Raw genomic sequence first — 19,052 nt, forward strand, 5'->3', positions numbered from 1 at the left:
AGTCGTATGTCCACCGTTACCGTTCCGCCCTCCTCGCTGCCCGAAGAATCCTTCGCCACCCGGCTGGCCGAATCCGGCGTGCTGCCCGACGCCGCACTGCGTTACGGCATCCGCCGGCTGTGCGCGCAGCGCCTGCGCGATGAGCGCACCGGCGGTGCCGACGCCAGCGGCGAACGCCAACGCACCTTCATCGACAGCCTGCGTGCCAGCGCCATCGCGATCGAAACCGATGCCGCCAATCGCCAGCACTACGAACTGCCGCCGCAGTTCTTCACCCTGTGCCTGGGCGGCCGGCTCAAGTACAGCAGCTGCTACTGGGACGCCACCACGCCGGATCTGGATGCGGCCGAAGAACGCATGCTGGCGCTGTACGGTGAGCGCGCCGAACTGGCCGACGGCCAACGTATTCTCGAGCTGGGCTGCGGCTGGGGCTCATTGACCCTGTGGATGGCCGAGCGCTATCCCGGCGCCGCCATCACCGCGGTGTCCAACTCGCGTCCGCAGCGCGCGCACATCCTGGAGCAGTGCCGGGTGCGCGGATTGAACAACGTGCAGGTCATCACCGCCGACGTCAACGCGCTGGCGCTGCCGCCGGGCAACTTCGACCGCGTGGTGTCGGTGGAGATGTTCGAGCACATGCGTAATTACCGCGAGCTGCTGGCGCGTGTCGGCAGTTGGCTGGCGCCGGGCGGCAAGCTGTTCGTGCACATCTTCTGTCACCGCGACCTGGCCTACCCGTTCGAAGTGGCCGGCGAAGACAACTGGATGGGACGGCATTTCTTCACCGGTGGGCTGATGCCGGCGGCCGACACCCTGCTGCATTTTCAGCAGGACGTGGTCATCGAACAGCGCTGGGTGCTGTCTGGCGAGCATTACGAAAAAACCGCCAACGCCTGGCTGGAAAATCAGGACCGCCACCGCGAGCAGATCATGCCGCTATTGCGGCAGACCTATGGCGACGATGCGCAGCGCTGGTGGCAGCGCTGGCGGATGTTCTGGCTGGCCTGCGCCGAGCTGTTCGGTTACGACCAGGGCCGCGAATGGGGCGTGGCGCATTACCGCTTCGTCAAACGCTGATTGCCGCACGCGCGCGCGTCGAAACGACAAGGCGGCCCACACGAGTGGAGCCCGATATGTCGGCGTTCCACTCATGGGGTGCGCCGACGAGCGCGCTGGCGATCCTGCCAAGCCGACCCGCGATCAGCTTTCGCCACTGTCTTTCAGACAACGCCGCGATGCATGTCCGAGCGCATGCGCGCAGATGACACGGCGTCGGCGCGCGATCGAGCCGCGCTCCGCGCGCAGCCCTGCGATCAGCTCGCCGCAGCGGTGATCACGATTTCCACCTTCCACTCCGGCCGCGCCAATTTGGCTTCGACCGTGGCGCGCGCGGGGGTGAAGCCGTGCGGCACCCATTCGTCCCAGGCCTTGTTCATGCCGTCGAAATCGGCGATGTCGGCCAGGAAGATTTCCGCGCGCAGGATCTTGGTCTTGTCGCTGGCGGCCTGCGCGAGCAGCTTGTCGATTTCGCCCAGCACCTGGCGGGTCTGCCCGGTGATGTCTTGGCTGGTGTCTTCGGCAATCTGGCCGGCCAGGTAGCACACGCCGCCATGGACGGTCATTTCCGACATCCGCGGACCCGCATCGAATCGCTGCAGCATTTTCAGACTTCCTACGGTTGATTGACCCGGGCATTGTCCCGCGAATGCGGCAAACGTGCAGCCCCGGCGCGCACGTGCTGCGCCAACCACGTCCCCACCCGCACCATCCAGGCTACGATCAACACGATGGCGCTCTTCTGGCTGACGCCCAGCGGCGCGCGGGTGACCGTGACGTGGAACAGCAATACCGCAAACGCGCTCAGGCCCAGGCCGAACGCAGTGGCGAAGTGGCCTTGCCACATCCGGTCGCGGCGGAAGTACCAGGACTGCAGCAACACCGCCGCAATCACGCACAGAAACGTCATGTCGGCCGAGAGCAAATGCACCAGCATGGCCGCGTCGGGCGCCAGCTCCGGCATCCAGCTATCGCCGATCGACACCATGCTCAGGCCCACCGCCGCCGCCAGGAACAGCGCCACCACGGTGCGGCTGCGCGCGGGCGGTGCAAGTGCCGTCTGCAGGCCCAGCGCCATCCACGCCATCGCGGCAGCCAACACGCAATAGGCCGTGCGCAACAGCAGGCCGTAGGCCCCGTGCAGATATGCGCTCAATTGTGCGTCGATCCAGTCCAGATCACCGCGCAGCCATTGCAGCAGCAGAATCAAGGCGATGAAGGCCAGGCCCGTGCAGGCGGCCACTGCGCCGGCCTGCCCGGCCCGGCGTGGCGGGCACGACGTCCCGGCTGGCATCGCGTTGCCATTGCAGTATCGATCATCCATCAACAGTCTGCCTCTGTTGCAACGGTCATGGTGTCCATGTCGGTCTGCTGCGGCACGTGGGCGCAGCGATGCCCTATGATGCGCGCGGCCGTCCTGCGCCGACACCTGTCGGCGCGACCGAACCCTGCGTTCACCTCATTCGGCACCCACGCGACCACCCTGCATGTACCTTGACACCGACCGGCCCATGCAGACCAACCACCCGCGCGGCACATCCCGTGCATGCGCCCCTCTTCCCCTCCAGCAGATCCCGTTTCCCTCATGACGGATACTTCCGTGTCTTCCCAAGCGCCGACCAGCGGGTGGCGCCGCGCCTTGCCGGTGATCGTCAGCCTGGCGATCCTGGCGATGGCGCTGCACGCGCTGTCGGCGCAGTTCACCGACCATGGCTATCGGCAGATCCGCCAGGCCTTCCGTGCCTTGGGGGTCGGCCAGATCGCACTCACCTTGTTGCTGGGCTTGAGCAGCTACGCCTGCCTGGTGGGCTTCGACTGGGTCGGGCTCAAGCGCACCGGCAAGCGGCTGCATCCGGCGCGCGTGGGCATCACCGCCTTCATGGCGCACGCGGTGGGACAGACGCTGGGGTTTGCCGCACTCACCGGCGGCGCGGTCCGCCTGCGCGGCTATGGCAGCGTCGGGCTGACCCTGGCCGAGATCGGCCAGGTGGTGCTGATGAGCACGCTGGGCTTCATCTTCGGCGCCTGGGTGCTGCTTGGCTTGGCGCTGCTGCTGGAACCGGAAGCGGCTGCGCGTGCGTTGCCGATCACCGCGCAAGGCATCCGCATCGCCGGCATCGCCTTGCTGGTCGGCTACGTCGTGATGCTGGGACTGGTCGGCAGACAGGGCCGCGAATTCGGGATCCGCAGTCATCGCTTCTGGCTGCCCGACCGCACCACGGTGCTGGGCGTGACCGCACTCAGCGTGGTCGAGCTGGGCCTGGCGGCCGCCGCGTTCTACGTGCTGCTGCCGCCGGCCCCGGGCACCGGCTACTTCGGTTTTATCGGGATCTGGTTGGTGGCGGTGGTCGCCGGCTTGATCTCCACCGTACCGGCCGGACTGGGCGTGTTCGAGTGGAGCCTGCTCAAGCTGCTGCCGCATGTCACCCCCGCCGCGGTGCTGGCCGCCGCGCTGGCCTACCGGGTCACCTACTACATCGTGCCGCTGCTGATCTCGGTGGCGATGGCGGCAGCCTCCGGCCTGGGCGCACCGGTGCGCGCCAGCGCCAGCACCGCACGCACGGTATGGAAGGCCTTGCGCCCGTGGTTGCCGCAGATCCTGGCGCTGGCGGTGTTTGCGGTGGGTGCGGCGCTGGTCATCGACGGCACCTTGCCCACTCCGCGCGCGCGCCAGGAAGTGGCGCCGCTGCCACTGATCGAAACCTCGCATCTGCTGGTCAGCCTGGGCGGCATGGTGCTGCTGCTGATCGGCCAGGGCCTGCAACGTCGCAGCCATGCGGCCTGGGTGCTGGCGCTGGGCGTGTGCATCCTGCTGCCGCCGCTGTCGCTGTTGCGCGGCAGCCATATCTCGGTGTCGTTGTCGGCGGCGCTGGCCGCAGTGGCGCTGTGGGCGGCACGCCGCGAGTTCTACCGCCAGGGCGCGCTGCTGGACGAAGCCTGGTCATGGCGCTGGCTGAGCAACCTCGGCCTGGTGCTGGTGGCCACGTTCTGGCTGCTGTTCTTCGTCTACAGCCACGTCGAATACAGCAACGACCTGTGGTGGGAATTCGCCACCTCGGCCAATGCCCCGCGTGCGCTGCGCGCGGCGCTGATCCTGTGCGTGGGCGTGATCGTGTTCGGCATGGCGCGCCTGCTGCGTGGCGGCCGCCGCCCGATGCCGTCCGCCGATGCGCAGACCCTGCAGACGCTGGCGCCGATCCTGGCCATTAGTACTGACACCCAGGCCTGCCTGGCGCTGACCGGCGACAAGGCCTTCCTGCTCGATGAGCAGGGCCGCGGGTTTGTGATGATGCAGCGTTACGGCGGCTCGCTGATCTCGATGGGCGACCCGGTCGGCCCGCCGGAGGTCGCACGCGCACTGATCTGGCGCTTCCGCGAAGAGGCCGACCATATGGGCCTGCGCCCGGTGTTCTACCAGGTCGGCGAAAAATACTGGCAGACCTACCTCGATATGGGCCTGACCCTGGTCAAACTGGGCGAAGAGGCGATCGTGCCGCTGGAAGGCTTCACCCTCGAGGGCCGCGACCGCGCCGATCTGCGCCAGGCCTGGAACCGCGGCAAGCGCGGCGGCCTGACCTTCCGCATGCTGCAGCCCGAACAGGTGGATGCGGTACTGCCGCGTCTGTCCGACGTGTCCGAACAATGGCTGGAAGAAAAGTCCGGCGAAGAAAAAGGCTTCTCGCTGGGCAGCTTCGATGCGGACTATCTGCGCCGCTTCCCGGTGGCAGTGGCCGAGGCGGAAGGCGAAATCGTGGCCTTCGCCAATGTGTGGTGGGCGCCGGCCGGCGGCGAGCTGTCGGTGGACCTGATGCGGCACAGCGCGCAGGCACCCAAGGGCACGATGGACTTCCTGTTCATCGAGCTGTTCCTGTGGGGGCAAGCCAACGGTTATACGCGCTTCTCGCTGGGCATGGCGCCACTGTCGGGCCTGGCCGAGCATCGCCTGGCCGGCCGCTGGAACCGCTTCGCCAGCCTGGTCGCACGTCATGGCGAACGCTTCTATGGCTTCAGCGGCCTGCGCCGCTTCAAGTCGAAATTCGCCCCGACCTGGCGCCCGCGCTATCTGGTCGCGCCCGGCGGCATGCATCTGCCGGCGGCGCTGCTGGATGTCACCCGATTGATCTCGGTGGAGCCGGGCCGGCAGGAGTAAGGCCACACCGGAGCTACGGTTTTTATGCGAATGCTTCGCTCTGCTGCGGGCGCTTGCACGTGTCCCTGAAGGCATTGCTTGCCGATCAGCCGTAGCAATCTTGGGAGCGTGGTGCCGCGTCCGGGGGCGGGACCGTGTGGCGGCATGGATGCCGCCACCGAGCCTCCACGGACGGATTCACGGCGTGTCCCGACACCGGATGCGGCGCCGCGCTGCCGATCGACTCCGCACACCGATCAATCTTGTGCACGACATCTGGCGTTTCCATGCGAGTGCTTAGGTCTCTTGCGGGCGCTTGCACGTATACCGGCATGGGACACGCCGCAAGTACGTCCCTGTAGGCTCTGGCGCGGCATCCATGCCGCTCAAGGTCCCACGCCGGCACCCGCGCAAGCACCACCGGTTGTTGTCGGTTGCGGAAAGAAATGCCGCGGGCCTGCCGGGCTGCTGGGGGCCGAACCTAACGGCGACATGCCGCGCTTGCTTACGGCTTCGACAGCGCGTGCAGCTGCTCCATGATCACCTTGGACAGGGTCGCGTAATCGCCCTTGAAGTGGTGATCACCCGGCAGCGCGACCCGCTTGGCCGCCTGTGCCGGCAGGCTTGGGCAGAGCGCGTCCTGGTCGTCCTGGCCGTAGATGCACACGGTGGTGCCGGCGGGCAGCCGCTGCACTTCCGGCGCGATCGGCAGGCCTTCGTCGTCCGAGCCCAGCCAGTTGCTGACGTGGAATTCGTAATCGGCCAGCTTGCCCACCGACAACAGCGCGGTCATGCGCAGGTTCTGCTTGGTCTGCGCCGGCAGCTTGTTGATCGCGGCCGGCAACACGTCCGCGCCCTGCGAGAAGCCGATCAGCACCACCCGCTGACGTTGCCAGCGCTGCGCATAGAAACGTGCGATGCGATCCAGATCGGTGGCAAAGCCCTGCGGTGTGCGCTCGGTCCAGAAGTAACGCAGCGAATCCAGGCCGACCACCGGGATGCCTTGCGCAGCCAGGGCATCGGCCACCTCTTCGTCCAGGCCCGCCCAGCCACCGTCGCCGGAGACGAAAATCACGAAGGTGTCGTCGTCGCTATCGCCATCGGGCTTGGCCGGCAGTTCCACCACCGGCAGATCTTCCAGCCCGCCCGGCGGTGGCGGCAGCGCCACGCCCTTCTGCTCGCCCAGCGAGCGTGCCGCCGCGCGCAGGCCCGGCAGGATGTCGTCCTGCGCCGAACGCGTGAACGTGCGCGCCTGCGGCACCTGCTTGAGGAAACCGTCCTCGGCCGCGGCCGGGCAACGCTTGTCCTGGCTGCCGGCAAGCACCCAGGGAATCTGCAACGGCACCGGCAGCAGCGTGTTGCTGCCCGGACGCACGCCCGGCTGGCAGATCGCTTGGTCGGACACCGTCGCCGGGCACAGCCCATCGGTCAGCACGCCGGCCAGCACATGCGGCTTGGCTTGCGCCGCGATCGCATAGGCCAGGGCGGCCCCTTCGCCGTCGCCGACCAGCAGCGGCAGGCGGTAGGTGGGGATGTGGTAGAAGGCCTGCACATAGCGCGAGAAATTCTCCACATCGCCGACCGAGAACGTGCAGGTACCGCCGGCCTTGCGCAGCACCGCATACAGATGCGCGGTATCCACCATCGCCACCAGCGCACCATCGGCACGCAGGCTTTCCGCCTGGGTCTGGCGCTTGACGTTGTTGCCGGTGCCGGTCAGCCAGATCACCACACGCTGCGGCTCGCTTTTGGGCATCAGCACCGGCACCTGCTCGAAGCGGCCGTGGCTCACCGGTTGCGTGGTCTGCGCAGTGGCCATGCTCGATAGCGTCAACACCACCACACCGCAGAGCGCGCTCCACATCTCAAGTCGTCGCATGTCGCACCATCGGGAAAAGTGGTTCAAAGATAATCGGTCCAGGCGGCCACGCGAAGCGCGGCGCTTCGCTTATCGCGCATGTGCTCGCTGACGCGCTTCCCAGGCGGCCAACGCCTGCCGGTAGCGCGCCAGCTCCTCCGCGTACAGATCGTGCACGCACAACGGGCAACCGCTTTCGCAGCACTCGTTGGGAGCAGGCGCCTCAGGCGGCTGCGGGCGTGGATCGTGATCGGAAGCTGCGCGGTCGTGCATGCGCGCATTGTAGCGTGCGCCATGGCAGCGCCTGGATGAACCACAGCGCGCAGCGTGCCAGGTCAGCGCCCCAGTCGCCGGCGCAGATTGGCCCGTGCCGCAGCGTCGTAGCACGCATGGAAGTGGTCGCTCAGGAAGATGCGTGGACGCTCGAGCAGGCCGGCCAGAAACCGCCTGCGGTTGAGCCGGAACAGCAGGCTGGGGACATGCCCACGGTACTCGGCGGCAATGCCCTCGTCATAGGCATCGAACACCGCTGCCGGTGCGGCCAGGATCGCCATGTCGCAATCCAGGAACAACGCCGCGTCGGCATCCACGTCCGCTGGTTGCAGCTGTCCGTGGCGTGCGGTCAGCAGAATCAGGCGCTGTACGCGCTGCAGATCCACCGACGCCTGCGGCCACCAGCGCGGGATGCAGTCCGCCGCCCACTTGGCGGATTCCGCTTCGTTGTCGCTACGCCCGGGCCGATACACCGCATCGTGAAACAGCACCGCCAGCCAGACCTCGACCGGCTGCTGCCAGCCCGGCCCGGCGTCGACCTCGGCGTAATGGTGCAGCAGCGCACGCACATGGCCGAAGTGATGATAGGCGCGCGGCGGCGTGGCATAGGCCTGTTCGAGCGCGGCCAGGTGCTGGGGCTGCAATGGCAGCGGTGTGGTGAGGGCGTCCATGCGCGCAGGCTACCGCGTACGCATCTGTCAGCACATCATCGCAGCGCCCACTGCCCCTCGATCAGGTAGCGCGACTGACCCAGAAAGCTGCGCACAAGCGCGAACTCGCGCACCGTCCAGGCCAGCGCATCGCAGCGCCGTTGCGGCAACGACTGGTTGCAATACAGCAGCGTCATGTGCGGCGTGTACTGCGCATCGCCGGCAATGCCCGCATGCGCCAGTTGCCGGCCCAGCGCGCCCTGCAATTCGTACAACCCGCGCACCTTGTCTTCGCCACGCAACACGCATGGCAGCTGCGAGCGCCGTCCACCGAAGGTGCCAACCCGATCGAATTCCACCTCGAATGCATCCAGCACCACGCGCTCGGCTGCCTGGCTGGCGCGGCTCACCAACGACGGCGGCAAGCCGCCTGCGTAATCGCCCAGATGATGCAAGGTCACATGCAAGCGTTCGCGCGCCAGCGGCTTGCCGTCAACATGACCACTGTGCAGCAGCCCATCGGCGATCGCCGAAGCGCGTTGGGTGGTGGTCGCATCTGCCATGACCGCAAAGAACAGGCGCTCGGTGGTCTTCTCCTCACCAAGGCCCAGCGACAACTGTGCCTCGGCAGAAGACAGGTACAGGAACTGCTGTTTCATGGGCTGATGCCGCGACCGCGTACGCGGCCCTGCCGGAAGAAGGGCGGCGGATACTAGCAGACCGGGCGCGTGCGTGACACGCAGTCAATCGCGACATGAAAGCGTGGAACGCGCGCAACGCGTGGAACAACAATCGCACAGCACTGGCCATGTGCAGCACAAAAAGAAACGGGCAGCTTGCGCTACCCGCTTCCGCCTTTATCGGTTGTACTCCGCAAGCTGCATCACCTGGATGCGCCTGGGTCGCGCACGCAGCTTATGCGGCGCTCTTCATCGCATGCTTGCGATTACGCATCACGTCGTGGCATGCGCGCACTTCCGGCAGCAGACGCAGTGCGGCATCGCGCGCGGCGGCCGGGGTGTCCTGGTCGGCAATGGTCTCGTCGAACGCCTTCAACAGGCGGTCTTCGGACTCTTCCAGCTCGGCAACGTAGCCGTACTTGGTATCGCCCAGCGTGGCGCGGACCTTGCCGTAGAACTGCTGCATGCCGCCGACCATGGTGCCGCTGGTTTCCGGCTTGCCGCCGACCGATGCAACCACACTGCTCAGATTGCTGACGATGTCGGACTTGACGCCAGCGATGCGGCGGAACAGCGTTGCAAGTTCCGCATCGCCCACCTTGGCAGCCGCTTCTTCGTAGAAGTCCTTGCCGTCACGGGAAATGGCGATGAGGTCGTTGAGGCTGTGCTCGGTCTTGCTCTGAATGCTCATGTGTCGCTCCTGGTTGCGATGGGCCAGCGCTGCGCGGTTGCGAATGCGTTTGCGCTGGCTTTCGGGGATGAGGCAATCGATGTGCTGATTGCATGCCTTGGTGTTGTGTACGGCCTCAGCTTGGCGTGACACACATAATCGACATGTGAGTGATGTGGTGACTGTCCTCACGCGATCATGCAGGCAATGAATGGCGATTCATCGATGCCAAGATCAGGTCAAACTGACTTCGGCTGCCGGCTCGCCCACATATTGTCGACCAGGTTGGGATACGGCCGACCGGCCTCCTCGGCACGCTGCCTGGCGGCGGCCTTTTGGCTTGCTGTCAGCGGCGTGGATGCGGATTTACCCTTGGGTTTTGGGCGCTTCCATGGCGGTGGCGTGAAGTCGGTCATGGCGCTGTACGGCCTGTCTGCGGTGGTGCATGCAGTCTCGACATGCGGTCGTGAGTTGGCCGTGGATGCAGCCCTGCGTCATGCATGGGGACCAACCTCGCAGCGAGCACGACGTCGGCCAACGCTGCCGCTCGTCACTGTACCTGCATCAGGCAGTAGAGGCCTGGCAACGCCTCAGCGGCTCGTCAGCCACGGACGCTGGCGGCGCTCCTGCCAGACCGCCAGCGCATACACCAGCAAGCCGCCCAACGCAGTGGCCGCGCCCACATAGCCGGTCGAGGTCCAGCCCCACCCGGCCGTGATCGCCATGCCGCCCAGCCACGGGCCCAGCGCATTGGCGGTATTGAACGCGGCATGGTTGGACGCCGCTGCCAGGGTCTGCGCCTCCGCGGCCACATCCATCAAACGCGTCTGCAGGGCAGGCGCCAGGGCGCCCATGGTGCCGACCGCCACGATGGACACGAACACCCACACGCCCGACTGCGCGGCCAACGGAAAGGTCAGCATCACCACCACCGACCACACCAGCAGCACCGGCACCGCGCGGAACTGCATGCGGTCGAACAGCCAGCCGCCCAGAAGGCTGCCAAGCACGCCGCCGACCCCGAACGCCACCATCGCCAGCGGGATCCGTGCCGGCTCCACGCCGGTCACCGCGGTCAGGGTGGGCGCCAGATAACTGAAGACGCAGAACATGCCGGAAAAGCCCACCGCGCCGATCGCCAGGGCCAGCCACACCTGCGGCCGATTGAACGCGCGCAGCTCACGCAGCGGCTGCTGCCGCGGCTCGTCCGGGGCAGGCGGCAGGCGCGCCGCCACTGCGGCAACCGTGCACAGTGCAAGCACCGACACCGCCGCGTAGGCCCAGCGCCAGCTCACGATCTGGCCCAGCCAGGTCGCCAACGGATTGCCCACCAGCAAGGCAATGCTCAGGCCCAGCAACACCCGGCCCACTGCAGTGGCGCGTTGACTGGGCGGGCTGATCGACGCGGCCACCAACGAAGCAACGCCAAAGTACGCGCCATGCGGCAATCCAGCGATAAAACGGCACAGCAACATCATGTGATAGCTCGGCGCCAACGCACTGGCGAGATTGCCCAGCGCGTAGAACACCATCAGCAGCAACAACAAGGTGCGCCGTGGCCAGCGCGCGCCGACAATCGCCAGCAACGGCGCACCGACCACCACGCCCAGCGCATAGGCGCTGATCACGTGGCCGACCTGCGGCTCGCTGATCTGCAGGCCCTGCGCAATCTGGGTCATCAGGCCCATGGTCGAGAATTCGCTGATGCCGATCGCAAAGCCGCCCATCGCCAACGCAAACAGGATCAGCACGTAATCGCGCCGGGACACGCGCGGCGTTGAAAGCTCGGTATCGGACATGCCCGACTCCACAATGACGGGGCGGCCTAGTATTGTGCAACGCAGCAATCGACGAAAGCACAGTGCATGCCGCGATTCAGCGCCATGCCCCGGCACATCGACGTTTGGCCGCTTTCGACGCGACAGGAGACGCTGTGTCCCATCGCCAACGCTCGAATCCGCTTTGGCCCGCCACCATCGCTAGGGGGCACTCGCGATCGGCGCGGTGTCGCGCCTGGCGCGTGATCCATACCCAATTGGTTGCTGATGTCCAACTCCACTGAATCCCCGTTGTTCTCCCCCGTGCGCCTGGGCGCGCTGGATCTTGCCAACCGCGTGATCATGGCGCCGCTGACGCGCAATCGCGCCGCCGCCGGGCAGGTACCCTCGCCGCTCGCCGCCGAGTACTACGGCCAACGCGCCAGTGCCGGCCTGATCGTGGCCGAGGGCACGCAGATCAGCCCGCTGGGTCAGGGCTATCTGGATACGCCCGGCATCCACACCGCCGAGCAGGTCCAGGGCTGGCGTGCGGTCACCGATGAAGTGCATCGCCGTGGCGGCAAGATCGTGCTGCAGCTGTGGCATGTGGGCCGCGTCTCGCACACCAGTGTGCTGCCGCCGGGCGAAGCGCCGGTGGCGCCCAGCGCCATCCGCGCCGAAGGCAAGACCTACACCAAGGACGGCTTCCAGGATGTCTCCGAGCCGCGCGCGCTGGCGCTGGACGAAATCCCCGCCTTGATCGAGGACTACCGCATCGCTGCGCGCAACGCCATCGATGCCGGCTTCGACGGTGTGGAAGTGCATGCGGCCAACGGCTACCTGCTCGACCAGTTCCTGCGTGACGGCTCCAACCGGCGCACCGACGCGTACGGCGGCGACATCGAAAACCGCACCCGCCTGCTGACCGAAGTGGTACAGGCGATCGCCGATGAGATCGGTGCCGAGCGCACCGGCGTGCGGCTGTCGCCGGTCACGCCGGTGTACGGCATGCACGACTCCGATCCGCAGCCGCTGTTCGAACGTGCGGTGGAGCGTCTCAACCTGATCGGCGGGCTGGCCTTCGTGCACGTGATCGAAGGCGCAACCGGCGGTGCGCGCGACAACGTCGCCTTCGACTATGCCGCGTTGCGCGCAAAGTTCGACGGCGCCTGGATCGCCAACAACAGCTACGACAAGGCGCTGTCCGACCACGCCATCAACAGCGGTTACGCCGATGCGATCGGTTTCGGCCGGCCGTTCATCGCCAACCCGGATCTGGTGCGTCGCCTGCGCGAGAACGCCCCGTTGGCCGACCTCGACCAGGCCACCCTGTACGGCGGCGGGGCCAAGGGCTACACCGACTACCCCGCTCTGCCGGACTAAGAGCGGCTTAGGGCCTACTTCGCAGCCGCCAGGCGGGCGCGGCCGGTGCACGGAATCGGCATGTACCACTTGTACACTCCGGTTCCGAGCGCGCCCTCCGCACCCACCTGACGACTGCTCGCTATGATCTGTTGGTCGCTCCATGTCCCGCCGACACAGCGGCTGCGCCGGCATCATGCAAGCGCAGCCGCTGCACCGGATCAGCCCATCTTTGTGCACACCGGAGCAAGCACGTCGTGGCCCGGCGTTCCGTGTGAGCGCAATACGTCGCCTATGACTGCCATCGCGATGCGGCGGCCATCGTGCATCTGCCAAATCAATCGTTGAACCAGCGCGCAAGACCAAGCGCCTGTGCGTGCTGCACCTCAGGCTCGGCGAAGACGCCAAACGCGTACACCGTACTCCCCCGCGCAACGCCGGCACCTTCGCATCGCAGCGACACCGGCAACACCCCCATGACGCGCTCGCCCTGCCCCGCTAGGATCGTGCCGACACTGCTTTCTGGAATGTCGATGCGGCCCCTGCTCACTGCTGTTGTCTTCTGCACGCTACTGGTCTGCGGGCCGGCCCTTGCGGTGCCGTTCTGGGGCGCGCGCCAGTCCAGCCCTGCCGAAACGGCACCGGCCGACCTGAAGCCGGGCGAATGGATCTGGGGCGGCGTCAGCAAGGGCTGGGGGCCGATGGCGGTGATCGTCAGCCTCACCGAGCAACGCGCGTATGCGTATCGCAACGGCATCCTGATTGGCATGTCCACCATCAGCTCCGGCAAGCCCGGGCACGAGACACCGACCGGCGTGTTCACCATCCTGCAGAAGGACAAGGACCACCGTTCCAGCCTCTACAACGCCGCGCCCATGCCCTATCAGCAACGCCTGACCTGGGACGGCGTGGCCCTGCATGCAGGCGGCCTGCCTGGTTATCCGGAATCGCATGGCTGCGTGCATCTGCCATCGGAGTTCGCGCGGCTGCTGTTCGACAATTCCAACATGGGCATGGTGGTGGTGGTCGCGCAGGCCGGCGTGGACGCGGACGCGGTGGTGCATCCCCGCGCGCTCAGCCCGATCGACCCGGCCACCGGTGCGCAGCGGGCATTGCTGCCGCTGCCCAACGGCCAGAGCTTTGCGTGGCAGCCGGAGCTGGCGCCCAACGGCCCGATCTCGATGCTGGTCAGCAGCAGCGATCAGCAACTGGTGGTGTATCGCAACGGCGTGGAAATCGGACGCGCGCAAGTGGCATTGCGCGCGCAGACCGGCGCCGCGCCGCTGGGCACGCAGGCGTTCATCGTCGGCCAGGGTTTTCTGCCTGGCGAAGTGCCCGGCTTGCCCGGTCAACGCATGCCCAACTGGATGCGCATCGGCATCCCCGGCAGCAGTGCCGCGGCAGGACAGGCCCTGGATGCCGACGCCATCGCGCGGCTGCAGGTGCCGCCGGCATTCCTGGCCGGCCTGCTGCCGCTGCTGACGCCTGGTGTGGTGCTGGTCGCCACCGATCAACGCGTCCTTCCCGAAACCACCGGCGGCAAGCTGCAGGTGCTGGATTCGGATCCGCCCCAGGCACCCTGAGCACGAGCTGCGCCGCGCTATCGCAGCGGCGAGTTGCAAGCTGCGCGTGAGATTGCGCGCGCACATGCTGGCAGCCCGGCAGCGGCATGCACGCGTATGCGCGGGCGGTGCCGAGCGCTGGCAGCCCGCCCGGCATTGTTGAGCGAGCCGACGCGCGTTGCTGCGATTGTCGGCGCGGCTTGCTTGGCAGATGATGCGGGCATCCCTCATTGCCAAGGATGTGCGTGATGCGTCTACTCACTGCGGTTCTGCTCGGCAGCACGCTATTTGGTTACGCGTCCTCCACCGTAGCGGCCGACGTAGCGGCCGAGCCGCTGCGCCCGGCCGCACCGAACGCCGAGTGCCTGGATGCGCGCAAGGTGACGGAGCTGCATCAAGCCGATCCGCGCACGCTGGCAGTGGCCGAACAGGGCGGACGGCTGTTCCGCATCCGCCTGGCGCAGGACTGCCCGCAACTGGCCGCACACGCGGATGCGAGCCTGCTGGCGGCGCACGGCTGGGTCTGCAACGGTGCGCCGGCATACGTGAGTTCGGGCCAGCAACGTTGCGCGATCAGCCAGATCGCCACGCTGAGTGCGCGCGAATACGCCAGTGCGGCCCGGCAACGCGACAGCGGCATCCCGACCCTGGACGGGGTCAGCGTGCGCGAAGCGCGCCGGCGCAATTTCGCCGGTTCGTCCAGCTACTGCTTCAATCCCAGCATGCTGCGTTCGTGGTCGGAAGACGGCCAGGGACTGGTGGTGGAAGTCTCGCCACGTCACCCCGGCACGCATCGCCACTACCGGGTCGAACTGATGGACAGCTGCCGCGAACTCAGCGGCGCGCCGCCGATCCGCTTCGTCTCCGGCATGGGCCTGAATGCGATCTGCGGCAATCCCGGCGACAAGGTCGATGTGCTCGACGAAATGGCACTTGCCGGCGCGGCTGCCGGATCCGGCCAGCAGGGCGACCTGAGCACCACGCGCGGCGGCCTGGCCGCGCGGATGCGCCTGAGTTGCACGGTGGCGGCGGTGTATCCGCGCGATTGAGCATGCCGCAACGCAGGAGCGCGCTTGCGCGCGACGAAGCGTTATCGAGCATGCCTGATCGCGCGCAGGCGCGCTGCTACACTTGCCGCATGCGGTGTTGCTGCCTCCGCAACAGCCTCAGGCCTTGCGCAGAAAACAGGTCTTCAACACCAGGCCCTTGATCTTTTCCGAATTGCCTTCGATGTGCTCGGCATCGTCTTCGACCAGGCGGATGTTGCGGATCAGCGTGCCCTGCTTGAGCGGAATCGACGAGCCTTTGACCTTCAGGTCCTTGATCACGCTCACCGTGTCGCCGGCCTGCAGCAGGTTGCCGTTGCTGTCGCGCACCTCCATCGCAGGCGCGGCGGATTCCCCCGCGCTCCATTCGAAGCCGCAGTCTGCGCAAATCCACAACGCGCCATCGGCATAGGTATTGTCCAGGCCACATTGCGGGCAGGTGGGAACGGAAGACATGGGATTCCTAAGTTCAAAGCGGGCGTGGATTGTAGCCTCCCGGCCGCGCGATCACGTCTCCGGCACGGCGCCAGCGCGATAGTGCGCCGCTTGTCGAATGCCTTGCAGGTCGCGTGTGTCCAACCAATCGGTTCCCCAAGCCCCCGGCGCTGCGCCAGCGCCCACCGAGCCTGCGGCTGGCCAAGCGGGCGCGGCAAAGAAAACCGGCTCGCATCTGGTCGTCTATGTCGCGCTGGCCGGCAATCTTGCCATCGCGGTCGCAAAATTCATCGCCGCAGGGATTTCGGGCAGCTCGGCGATGCTCAGCGAAGGCGTGCACTCGCTGGTGGACACCGTCAACGAAGTGCTGCTGCTATACGGCCTGCGCCGCGCCGCGCAGGCCCCCTCGCCGACCCATCCGTTCGGTTACGGACGCGAGCTGTACTTCTGGAGTTTCATCGTTGCGCTATTGGTGTTCGCGATGGGCGCAGGTGTGTCGCTGTACGAAGGCATCGTGCATCTGCGCAATCCCGAGCCGGCCAAGAGCCATCTGGTCGCCTACATCGTGCTCGGCGTGTCGATCGTGTTCGAAGGCATTTCCTGGGTGGTGGCATTGCGCGAATTCCGCGCCAAGAAAGGCCGCATGGGGTATTTCCAGGCATTTCGGCAAAGCAAGGACCCCAGCACGTTCACCGTGCTGCTTGAAGACAGCGCCGCGTTGATCGGCTTGTTCATGGCGGTACTGGGCCTGGCCGGCGCGCAACTGCTGGACATGCCCGAACTCGATGGCATCGCCTCGATCGGCATTGCCTGCGTGTTGGCCTTCACCGCATTCCTGCTGGCGCGCGAAACCAAGGGCCTGCTGATCGGTGAACCTGCGCATGCGCACGTTACCGAATCGCTGCTGCGCATTGCCGCCAGCGATCCGGATGTGCGTGCCGCCAACGGTGTGCTGACCATGCAGATGGGCCCGAACCAAGTGATCGCCACCCTGAGCGCCGAATTCGAAGACAGCCGCACCACGCCACAGATCGAAGCCTGCGTCGGGCGCATCGAAGCGGCCGCCAAGCGTCAGCACCCCGAGCTCACCGCGCTGTTCATCAAGCCGCAGACGCCGGAAACCTGGCACGCACGCCGCGCCCAGATCGAACGTGGTGCCGAGAAGGATTAGCGCACTGCAGGCACTGGAATTCGCGCATCGCGCGATGCGACCGAACGCTGCACCGTGACGCGCATCGACCGGCCCACGTTCCAGCACCGAGGCGTCGCGCAGAATCTGTTGCATCGCAGGGGTGCCATCGTCGCCACCAAGCTGATCCTCGCCATAACCGCAGCTCCGGCAGCGGTTGCACCATCCGGGTCGATTGCCTACGGTATGCGGGCACCACCTCTTGGCGTCGTGAGTCAGCCGACGCATTCCACTCGATCACCGTCATGGAGGTTTCCAATGGAAATCAGCCAGGGTCGCGTTGCGACCATTCATTACACCCTTTCCGACGACAGCGGCCAGGTCCTGGACCGCTCGACGCCGGACACGCCATTGAGCTACCTGCACGGCGCCGGCAACATCGTGCCCGGCCTGGAACAGGCACTGGACGGCAAGCGCGTCGGCGAGACGCTCACTGCCGATGTGGCGCCCGAACAGGGCTATGGTCCGCGCCATGAACAATTGATCCAGCAGGTGCCGCGCGAGGCATTCCCGACCGATGTCGAGATCGTGCCGGGTGTGCAGTTCGAGGCGCGCACGCAGCAGGGCCCGGTCCTGGTCACCGTCACCGAAGTCGGCCCGGAGCAGGTCACCGTCGACGGCAACCATCCGCTGGCCGGGCAGACCCTGCACTTTGCGGTCGAAGTCATCGAGGTGCGCGAAGCCACCACCGAAGAACTGAACGAAGGTCAGGTCGCCAGCATCGCAGCCTGATCGGGTATGCCGTGTGCCTGCGGGCATGCGGCAATTCGGCTGCTGCGCCATCGGAACGCAGCGCGACCGGCGTCGCCGGCAGCAGAAGTAGTAAAGTGCGCGGCCCGCCCACAGGCCCGCTTGCATGAAACTCGGCATCGACTTCGGTACCAGCAATTCCGCCGCTGCGGCGATCGTCGATGGCCAGGTGGTGCCGGTGCGTTTCGGCGAGGCCCTGCAGTTCCGCACCACAGTGTACTTCCCCGAGACCATGCGCGACCCGGACGATTTCAGCCTGACGCCGGCGCTGGAGTATGAGGTCGAACGGCTGATCGACTCGGGCCGTCGCGACGCCGCCGCGGCCGGACGGACGTCCAGCACCGACAGCCTGCGCCGCGACGCGATCCGCATTGTCCGCCGCCAGTGGATGGAAGAGCAGGTGCGCGAACCGCGCAGCTCCGCCGCCCTGCTGCAGAACGCGGTCTACGGCGACGAGGCACTGGATGCGTACTTCCTGGAAGGCGAAGGCAGCCTGGTGCAGAGCCCCAAATCGATGCTGGGCTACAACCTGCATCCGCGCGCACGCCAGACCATCACCGGCATCGCCACGCATGTGCTGGAACACATCCGGCTCACCGCCTCGCGCCAGTTCGACATCAATATCCGCAGCGCCACGCTGGGCCGTCCGGTGCAGTTCCGCAGTTCCATCGGCGAGGCCGGCAATGCGCAGGCGCTGGAGATTCTGCGCACCGCCGCCATCGCGGCCGGCTTCGACCATGTGGATTTCCTCGAAGAACCCGCAGCGGCCGCGATGCATTACCACGTCAGTCACGACAGCCGTCACGACACCGTGGTGGTGGACATCGGCGGCGGCACCACCGACATCGCCCATGCCAGCGTTGGCGGCAGCGCCGCGCCGCATGTGCACCGCGCCTGGGGCATCGCGCGCGGCGGTACCGATATCGATCTGGCACTGAGTCTGGCCGCCTACATGCCACTGTTCGGCCGCGGCATCACCCGCGTGCCCACCCACCATTACGTGGAAGCGGCGATGGTGCAGGACATGACCCGCCAGCGCGAGTTCCGCCTGCACAAGTACCAGGACGTCCCCGCCCCGTTCGACAAGCGCCTGCAGGCGCTGCAGGACACCGGCAACACCGCGCGCCTGTATCGCGGCGTGGAAGCCTGCAAGATCGCGCTCAGCGAGCGCGACCAGCACCAGGCCGCGCTGGATTTCATCGAACGCGGGCTAGCGGTGGAGGTGCAGGCCAGCGCATTGGTTGCGTCCGCTTCCAGCTATCTGGGCGAACTGGGAGGCTTGCTGGCGCAGGTCCGTGCCGACCTGGATGCGCCGCCGGCCACGCTGTTTCTGACCGGCGGCATGTCGCGTGCCGGCTATATCCGCGACACGGTGGCCGCCGCGTTCCCGGAATCGCGCCTGGTACAGGGCGACCCGTCCTTCGGCGTGGTGCAGGGCCTGGCATGGGCGGCGGCAGGCCAGGCCCGTCCGTCGGACGGTTAACGCAACCCACGCCCGTATCCCTTACAATGCACGGTTGCTGCATGCCGCTTAGCCGTCTTGTCAGCAAGGCACGCTTGCCGTGCCACCGCGATTGCGCACCGAACGCGACCGCACCTCTCGACACCGCTTCCGCGCGCGCCACCCTAGCCGCA

General features: G+C 66.8%; 17 protein-coding genes and 1 other RNA gene. 9 read left to right on the plus strand and 9 right to left on the minus strand.

The genetic code is table 11. The features are described 5' to 3' along the window. Positions 1-6 precede the first annotated feature (6 nt). Positions 7-1,077, plus strand: a complete 1,071-nt coding sequence (locus tag XarjCFBP7645_RS14870; protein WP_104538152.1) for an SAM-dependent methyltransferase — start codon at positions 7-9, stop codon at positions 1,075-1,077. Positions 1,078-1,313: 236 nt separating this feature from the next. On the opposite strand, the gene XarjCFBP7645_RS14875 is transcribed toward XarjCFBP7645_RS14870, so the two are convergent. Together XarjCFBP7645_RS14875 and XarjCFBP7645_RS14880 are read right to left on the minus strand one after the other, a co-directional pair. After that, on the minus strand, positions 1,314-1,661 hold the full coding sequence (locus XarjCFBP7645_RS14875; protein WP_104538153.1) for a RidA family protein: 348 nt from the start codon (positions 1,659-1,661) through the stop codon (positions 1,314-1,316). Between the two features lie 11 nt (positions 1,662-1,672). Continuing rightward, on the minus strand, positions 1,673-2,380 hold the full coding sequence (locus XarjCFBP7645_RS14880) for a DUF998 domain-containing protein (protein ID WP_104538154.1): 708 nt from the start codon (positions 2,378-2,380) through the stop codon (positions 1,673-1,675). A gap of 261 nt (positions 2,381-2,641) precedes the next feature. Here XarjCFBP7645_RS14880 and mprF point away from each other — a divergent pair, with 261 nt between their 5' ends. After that, on the plus strand, positions 2,642-5,206 hold the full coding sequence (gene mprF, locus XarjCFBP7645_RS14885) for a bifunctional lysylphosphatidylglycerol flippase/synthetase MprF (protein WP_104538155.1): 2,565 nt from the start codon (positions 2,642-2,644) through the stop codon (positions 5,204-5,206). 484 nt (positions 5,207-5,690) lie between these two features. Here mprF and XarjCFBP7645_RS14895 read toward each other — a convergent pair whose 3' ends face one another. From XarjCFBP7645_RS14895 to XarjCFBP7645_RS14925, 6 genes are all read right to left on the minus strand, one after another. Further along, on the minus strand, positions 5,691-7,064 hold the full coding sequence (locus tag XarjCFBP7645_RS14895) for a virulence factor (RefSeq protein WP_104538157.1): 1,374 nt from the start codon (positions 7,062-7,064) through the stop codon (positions 5,691-5,693). 69 nt (positions 7,065-7,133) lie between these two features. Continuing rightward, a complete protein-coding gene (locus XarjCFBP7645_RS14900) occupies positions 7,134-7,316 on the minus strand; it encodes an oxidoreductase-like domain-containing protein (RefSeq protein ID WP_080959912.1) in 183 nt (60 codons plus the stop codon). Positions 7,317-7,378: 62 nt separating this feature from the next. Further along, the gene (locus XarjCFBP7645_RS14905) at positions 7,379-7,987 is read right to left on the minus strand and encodes an HD domain-containing protein (RefSeq protein WP_104538158.1); all 609 of its coding nucleotides are present in this window, start codon (positions 7,985-7,987) and stop codon (positions 7,379-7,381) included. Positions 7,988-8,022: 35 nt separating this feature from the next. Further along, the gene (locus XarjCFBP7645_RS14910) at positions 8,023-8,625 is read right to left on the minus strand and encodes a 2'-5' RNA ligase family protein (RefSeq protein WP_104538159.1); all 603 of its coding nucleotides are present in this window, start codon (positions 8,623-8,625) and stop codon (positions 8,023-8,025) included. A gap of 256 nt (positions 8,626-8,881) precedes the next feature. After that, positions 8,882-9,337, minus strand: a complete 456-nt coding sequence (locus XarjCFBP7645_RS14915; RefSeq protein ID WP_047126648.1) for a PA2169 family four-helix-bundle protein — start codon at positions 9,335-9,337, stop codon at positions 8,882-8,884. Between the two features lie 569 nt (positions 9,338-9,906). Then, on the minus strand, positions 9,907-11,115 hold the full coding sequence (locus XarjCFBP7645_RS14925; RefSeq protein ID WP_047126649.1) for an MFS transporter: 1,209 nt from the start codon (positions 11,113-11,115) through the stop codon (positions 9,907-9,909). Positions 11,116-11,361: 246 nt separating this feature from the next. Between XarjCFBP7645_RS14925 and XarjCFBP7645_RS14930 the strand changes: the two genes are divergently transcribed. From XarjCFBP7645_RS14930 to XarjCFBP7645_RS14950, 4 genes are all read left to right on the plus strand, one after another. Next, a complete protein-coding gene (locus tag XarjCFBP7645_RS14930) occupies positions 11,362-12,456 on the plus strand; it encodes an alkene reductase (RefSeq protein ID WP_047125707.1) in 1,095 nt (364 codons plus the stop codon). Between the two features lie 60 nt (positions 12,457-12,516). Next, a non-coding RNA gene (locus XarjCFBP7645_RS14935) (sX9 sRNA) lies at positions 12,517-12,593 on the plus strand. Positions 12,594-12,962: 369 nt separating this feature from the next. Next, entirely contained in the window at positions 12,963-14,018 is a 1,056-nt protein-coding gene (locus XarjCFBP7645_RS14945) for a L,D-transpeptidase (RefSeq protein ID WP_104538160.1), read from the plus strand. A 227-nt stretch (positions 14,019-14,245) separates the two neighbouring features. Beyond that, positions 14,246-15,046: a hypothetical protein gene (locus XarjCFBP7645_RS14950; RefSeq protein WP_243849050.1), complete on the plus strand. Its 801-nt coding sequence runs from the start codon at positions 14,246-14,248 to the stop codon at positions 15,044-15,046. 117 nt (positions 15,047-15,163) lie between these two features. Here XarjCFBP7645_RS14950 and XarjCFBP7645_RS14955 read toward each other — a convergent pair whose 3' ends face one another. Next, positions 15,164-15,499 (minus strand): zinc ribbon domain-containing protein YjdM, encoded by a 336-nt coding sequence (locus XarjCFBP7645_RS14955; protein ID WP_047125710.1) that lies wholly within the window; start codon positions 15,497-15,499, stop codon positions 15,164-15,166. A 115-nt stretch (positions 15,500-15,614) separates the two neighbouring features. Here XarjCFBP7645_RS14955 and XarjCFBP7645_RS14960 point away from each other — a divergent pair, with 115 nt between their 5' ends. The 3 genes from XarjCFBP7645_RS14960 to XarjCFBP7645_RS14970 all read left to right on the plus strand — a co-directional run bounded on the left by XarjCFBP7645_RS14960 (position 15,615) and on the right by XarjCFBP7645_RS14970 (position 18,900). Continuing rightward, a complete protein-coding gene (locus XarjCFBP7645_RS14960) occupies positions 15,615-16,649 on the plus strand; it encodes a cation diffusion facilitator family transporter (RefSeq protein ID WP_047125711.1) in 1,035 nt (344 codons plus the stop codon). Positions 16,650-16,925: 276 nt separating this feature from the next. Beyond that, positions 16,926-17,399, plus strand: coding sequence for an FKBP-type peptidyl-prolyl cis-trans isomerase (locus XarjCFBP7645_RS14965; RefSeq protein ID WP_104538163.1), 474 nt, complete (start codon positions 16,926-16,928; stop codon positions 17,397-17,399). A 124-nt stretch (positions 17,400-17,523) separates the two neighbouring features. Beyond that, the gene (locus XarjCFBP7645_RS14970) at positions 17,524-18,900 is read left to right on the plus strand and encodes an Hsp70 family protein (protein WP_047125713.1); all 1,377 of its coding nucleotides are present in this window, start codon (positions 17,524-17,526) and stop codon (positions 18,898-18,900) included. Positions 18,901-19,052 lie beyond the last annotated feature (152 nt).

Source organism: Xanthomonas arboricola, from assembly GCF_002940665.1.
GTDB lineage: Bacteria > Pseudomonadota > Gammaproteobacteria > Xanthomonadales > Xanthomonadaceae > Xanthomonas > Xanthomonas arboricola_B.